Source organism: Mesorhizobium sp. M1E.F.Ca.ET.041.01.1.1 (assembly GCF_003997355.1).
Lineage (GTDB): Bacteria > Pseudomonadota > Alphaproteobacteria > Rhizobiales > Rhizobiaceae > Mesorhizobium.
Window position 1 is genome coordinate 1 of record NZ_RZSL01000604.1, and the last position, 3,493, is coordinate 3,493.

Below are 3,493 nucleotides of genomic sequence, written 5' to 3' on the forward strand. Positions count from 1 at the left end.
GCCGTGGTCGCGGCTTGCGCCTTTGTTCGATTTCACCATCTTCGTCGACGTGCCGCGGGGCGAGCTCGAGCGCCGCCTGATGGAGCGCTGGCGCGGTCATGGCAAGTCCGACGAGGACGCGCGCGCCTGGATCGCCTCCAACGACATGCCGAATATCGAGCGCGTGCTGGCGCATCGCCGGCAGGCCGATCTGGTGATTGGTTAACCTGCTCAATTTTCACTATTTTTGGACGGGAACCTTAAGACTTGCAGGTCGTTATGGCCGATATCCCGATTGTCCGGCGCTGAAGCAATTCCAGGAAAAGTGCGCAGCGGTTTTCCGTCCGGAATTGCGCAAAAAAACGGAGCCGTCTGATGGCAACCAAGACCAGAAAACCCGCGCCCGCGAGAAGCAGGGCCAATCAATCCAAAGCGACGCAATCGAGGGCCGGCGCCGCACCGGCGACCGCCGAGCGCTCCAAGGACGCCAAGCCGGCATTCGGCAAGGCTGCGCCCAAAAAAGTGGTGCACGGTGCAGCGCACAAGGCCGCCGCGAAACCGCATAAGCCGGTGGCGAAGTCGAGCCCGATCCGCACCGTCGCAAGCGTTGCGACCGGCGCGGTGGTGGCCACCGCCCGGCTTGCCGCATCGGTGCTCGGCCGAGGCGGCGCAAAGGCCAAAACGAAGTAGGGGGCCTGCGCCTCAACCCCTTGCCGGAATGGTCAAGCCCCTCTGCACGGCCGGCCGTGCAAGGCCTCGCTCCAGCCATGCCGCGACGGTCGGAAAATCGTCGAAGCCGACGAGGTCGCGCGCTTCGTAGAAGCCGATCAGGTTGCGCACCCAGCCAAGCATCGAGACATCGGCGATGGTGTATTCGTCATCCATGATCCATTGCCGGCCCTTGAGCCGCGTTTCCAAAACGCCGATCAGCCGCCGCGACTCGTCGCGATAGCGTTCCAGCGGCCGCTTGTCGGCGATCTCGCGCCCAGCGAACTTGTTGAAGAAGCCGACCTGCCCGAAGATCGGGCCGATCGCGGCCATCTGGAAGAACACCCACTGGATCGTCTCGTAGCGGCGGATGGGATCGGCCGGGATGAGCTTGCCGGTCTTGTCGCTGAGATAGAGCAGGATGGCGCCGGATTCGAACAACCCGATCGGCTTTCCGTCGGGCCCGTTCGGGTCGATGATCGCCGGTATCTTGCCGTTCGGGTTGAGCGACAGGAATTCCGGCGTCCAGCTCTCGTTCTTGCCGATGTCGATATAGTGCGGCTCGTAGGGCAGGCCGATCTCCTCCAGCGCGATCGAGATCTTCACCCCGTTGGGCGTCGTGGAGGAATAGAGCTGCAGGAGGTCTGGTTTTTTGGCCGGCCAGCGCTTGGTTATCGGAAAGGCGGACAGGTCGGTCATCGGGAGGCTCCGGGTGCGGATTGGCGCCGAATGGCGGGCGTGGCGGGTGGCAAGAATTAGGACCCTGACCCCTCGGGATCAATATGCCGGTGAGCGGCTTGCCGTGCACGGACAGTCAACCAGGCAATTCCCCCGGGATGGAAACGCGTTCGGGCGGATGGCTGACGGTTGTATCAGATCGCCTTGAAGCCCAGCACCGCATTGGTGCCGCCGAAGGCAAAACTGTTGCTGAGGGCTACGCGCACCTTGCGTTCGCGCGCCACATTCGGCGTCACGTCGAGATCGCATTCGGGATCCGGCTCACGGAAATTCGCCGTCGGCGGCACGATGCCATTGCGGATCGCCATGACACAGGCGATCAGCTCCAGCCCGCCCGACGCGCCGAGGCAATGCGCGTGCATCGACTTGGTCGAGGACACCGAGAGCGCACGCGCATGCTCCCCGAAGACGCGCTTGATCGCCGCCGTCTCGATCTGGTCGTTGGCCTTGGTGCCGGTGCCATGCGCGTTGAGATAGTCGACATCCTCGGGGTTGAGCCCGGCATCCACCAGGCAGAAGCGCATCGCCGCTTCCGGCCCCTCGATCGTCGGCGCGACGATGTCGGAGGCGTCGGCCGAGAGGCCCACGCCGGCGACCTCGGCAAGGATAGTGGCGCCGCGCGCCACGGCGTGATCGTAGCTCTCCAGCACCGCCATGCCGGCGCCTTCGCCGAGCGACAGGCCCTGGCGGTCGGCCGAGAACGGCCGGCAGGTATCGGGCGAAAGCACCCTCAGCGCTTCCCAGCCCTTGAGCACGCCCCATACCAGCGGCGCTTCGGTGCCGCCGGCGACCATGACGTCGGCGCGGCCGAGCCGGATCTGATCGACCGCCGAGGCAATGGCGTGATTGGCCGAGGAGCAGGCGGAGGTGACCCCGAACACCGGCCCGCGCAGGCCGAGATTCATGCTCACCTGGCCGGCGGCCGCACCCGGCATCACCTTCGGCACGGTGAAGATGGCGGCGCGGTTGCGTCCCTCGATCAGGATCGCGCGGTAGTTTTCCTCGATCGTTTCGAAGCCGGCGACGCCGATGCCGACGACGGCGCCCATCCTGTAGGTATTGTCGGCATGGGCGACCAGCCCGGACTGCCGCATCGCTTCCCGCGCGGCAATCACCGCCAGGAGGCTGAAACGGTCCATCGACACCACCTGCTTGCGGTCGATGCCGTGATCGGGCAACTCCTTGATCTCGCAGCCGACCTTGACCTTCAGGTCATGTAGCGACGGATTGTCGATCGGGCCGATTGCCGAGCGGCCGGCGCGCATTGCGTCCCAGATCGCCGGCACATCGTTGCCGAGCCCGCATATCCCGCCAATGCCGGTGATGACGACGCGCTTCAGCATGCAATCAGGCTTTTTTCGCGATCAATTCGCGAACCGCCTCGACCATGTCGCCGACGTTCTTGAGGTTGCTCCAGGCATCGACCGTGTTCATCTCTATCTCGATGCCGTACTTCTCCTCGAGATCGAAGATGATCTCGGTCAACTCCAGCGAATGGATGCCAAGCGTGTTGAGATCGGTGCTGGTGGTGATTTCCTCGCCGCCAGTCTCGGCATGAGCCTTGATCTTTTCGATGATTTCGGTCGTCAGCTGGTCAGCCATTCGGTTCCTTCCCCTGTCGTTTCCCGACGCCAACTGATCAGCGCCCCTTCGTCCCCGGATTCACAAACGTCGGCGCCCCCTACCTCGCCAGGCATCGCGTAACCGATCCAAGGTGGCTCCCTCTATAGAAACCGAAACGATGTCAAGCAACAAGCTATATATCGACAAAGCCACCGGAGTGCTTAACGTTGGCGCCGTGAACATGATCGACCCTACCTTGGCTTCCCAGCCTGCCGCCCAACGTGTTGCAGGGCGAGGCAGGCTTTTCTGCGGCAGAGCAGGTGGCCGGACCCGGCTCCGGCGTCTTTATCAGGACGGATCGGCCAAGATTCGCATGCCGGCGGTGCACGGCGATCCGCTCGAGGCCGTGCTGATCAACACGGCCGGCGGCTTGACCGGCGGCGACCGGCTTGGCTGGGAGATCGAGGTCGGTGAGGGCGCCTCGGCCTCCATCACCACCCAGGCC

5 protein-coding genes and 1 pseudogene are annotated in these 3,493 nt (G+C 64.2%); 3 read left to right on the top strand and 3 right to left on the bottom strand.

Annotated elements, in window-relative coordinates; all coding sequences use genetic code 11:
• Positions 1 to 205, top strand: a pseudogene (locus EOA38_RS31040) (nucleoside/nucleotide kinase family protein); the annotation flags it as partial.
• A 149-nt stretch (positions 206 to 354) separates the two neighbouring features.
• Positions 355 to 669 carry a hypothetical protein gene (locus EOA38_RS31045; protein ID WP_127301025.1) on the top strand — a complete coding sequence of 105 codons (315 nt, stop codon included), beginning with the start codon at positions 355 to 357 and terminating at the stop codon, positions 667 to 669.
• A 12-nt stretch (positions 670 to 681) separates the two neighbouring features.
• On the opposite strand, the gene EOA38_RS31050 is transcribed toward EOA38_RS31045, so the two are convergent.
• The 3 genes from EOA38_RS31050 to EOA38_RS31060 all read right to left on the bottom strand — a co-directional run bounded on the left by EOA38_RS31050 (position 682) and on the right by EOA38_RS31060 (position 3,027).
• The gene (locus tag EOA38_RS31050) at positions 682 to 1,386 is read right to left on the bottom strand and encodes a glutathione S-transferase N-terminal domain-containing protein (RefSeq protein ID WP_126090750.1); all 705 of its coding nucleotides are present in this window, start codon (positions 1,384 to 1,386) and stop codon (positions 682 to 684) included.
• A 173-nt stretch (positions 1,387 to 1,559) separates the two neighbouring features.
• Positions 1,560 to 2,768, bottom strand: coding sequence for a beta-ketoacyl-[acyl-carrier-protein] synthase family protein (locus tag EOA38_RS31055; protein ID WP_127301026.1), 1,209 nt, complete (start codon positions 2,766 to 2,768; stop codon positions 1,560 to 1,562).
• Between the two features lie 4 nt (positions 2,769 to 2,772).
• Positions 2,773 to 3,027, bottom strand: a complete 255-nt coding sequence (locus tag EOA38_RS31060; RefSeq protein ID WP_059188710.1) for an acyl carrier protein — start codon at positions 3,025 to 3,027, stop codon at positions 2,773 to 2,775.
• Positions 3,028 to 3,229: 202 nt separating this feature from the next.
• On the opposite strand from EOA38_RS31060, the gene EOA38_RS31065 reads away from it, so the two are divergent.
• Positions 3,230 to 3,493 (top strand): urease accessory protein UreD (locus EOA38_RS31065; protein WP_245480959.1); only part of this gene is annotated, 264 nt, incomplete at its 3' end.